The following is a 1,722-nucleotide window of genomic DNA, read 5'->3' as shown; positions in this document are numbered from 1 at the left end:
CACACCTACACCAGCACCTCCGGCAGTCCGTACGCGGTGTCGGCGGTCTACAGCGGTGACGGCAACTTCACCGGCTCGACGGGTACCGACACGCATACGGTGACCGCGGCGGAGACGGAGGTCACCGTGGTCTCGGATCCGGATCCGTCGGCGGTGGGGGAGCAGGTGTCGTTCACTGCGACGGTCGCTGCCGTCGCGCCGGGTGCGGGGTCTCCGACGGGGACGGTCACGTTCGACTTCGGTGACGGCAGTCCCACTGAGACGGTGGCGGTGGCCGGTGGTACGGCGACGGTGACGCACACCTACACCAGCACCTCCGGCAGTCCGTACGCGGTGTCGGCGGTCTACAGCGGTGACGGCAACTTCACCGGCTCGACGGGTACCGACACGCACACGGTGACCGCGGCCGGGACGGAGGTCACCGTGGTCTCGGATCCGGATCCGTCGGTGGTGGGGGAGCAGGTGTCGTTCACTGCGACGGTTGCTGCCGTCGCGCCGGGTGCGGGGTCTCCGACGGGGACGGTCACCTTCGACTTCGGCGACGGCAGCCCCACTCAGACGGTGCCGCTCGTCGGTGCCACGGCCACCTCCACCCACACCTACACCAGCACCTCCGGCAGCCCCTACACCGTCACCGCCACCTACAGCGGCGACGCCAACTTCAGCACCTCCACCGGCACCGACACCCAGACCGTCGAAGCGGCGGCAACCTCCACCGAGGTCACCACCAGCCCCGATCCCTCGGTGGTCGGACAACCGGTCGACATCACCGTGGTGGTGTCCACCGAGGCACCCGGCACCGGAACACCGACCGGTAACGTGATCGTCAGCTTCGGCGACGGGTCACCCCCCGAGACCGTGACACTCGTGGGCGGGACGGCGACGGTCACCCACACCTACACCAGCGCCGTGGGCAGCCCGTACACCGTCACCGCCACCTATGCCGGGAACGCCGACTTCAGCACCTCCACCGGCACCGACACCCAGACCGTCGGCGTCGCCGGGACGACCACCACCGTCACGTCGACTCCCGATCCGTCGGTCTTCGGCGAGCAGGTGACGATCACCGCCACGGTGACACCCACCCCGCCCGGCGCCGGTACGCCCGGCGGGACGGTGTTCTTCGTCATCAGCGGCGGACCGGTGCTCAGCGCTCCCGTCACGGGCGGCACCGCCACCGTCACCACCGCCGCCATGACGGCAGGCCCCCACACCATCAACGCCATCTACACCGGCAACAGCAACTTCGGCCCGTCGGTGGGCACTGACACCCACACAGTGAACCAGTCGCCCACGACGACCGCGGTGACGTCGGCGCCCGACCCGTCCCTGGTCGGTGAGCAGGTGACGGCCACGGCGACGGTGACCGCGGACGCTCCGGGTGCGGGGACGCCGACGGGCACGGTCACCTTCGACTTCGGCGACGGCTCCACGCCGGTCATCGGAGTCGTCGTGGGCGGGGCGGCCACGGCCACCCACAGCTACCCCACGGCGACCGGCAGCCCGTTCACCATCACGGCCACCTACAGCGGAGACACCAGCTTCGCAGGCTCCTCGGACACCGACGCCCACACCGTCGGCGCGACGGACACCACGACCACAGTGGCCTCCGCGCCGGATCCGTCGGTGGTCGGCGAGGAGGTGACGGTGACGGCGACGGTGACCGCGGACGCTCCGGGTGCGGGGACGCCGACGGGGACGGTCACCTTCGACTTCGGTGAC

General features: G+C 70.7%; 1 protein-coding gene. It reads left to right on the top strand.

Going from position 1 to position 1,722, the window contains the following annotated elements; translation table 11 throughout:
• A partial coding sequence (locus ACFV7R_RS04940) for a beta strand repeat-containing protein (RefSeq protein WP_385259973.1) occupies positions 1–1,722 on the top strand: 1,722 nt, incomplete at both ends.

Origin of the sequence: Streptomyces sp. NPDC059866 (genome assembly GCF_042731325.1) — a bacterium.
GTDB lineage: Bacteria > Actinomycetota > Actinomycetes > Streptomycetales > Streptomycetaceae > Streptomyces > Streptomyces flavusporus.
This window is presented reverse-complemented; position numbering and strand designations above follow the sequence as displayed.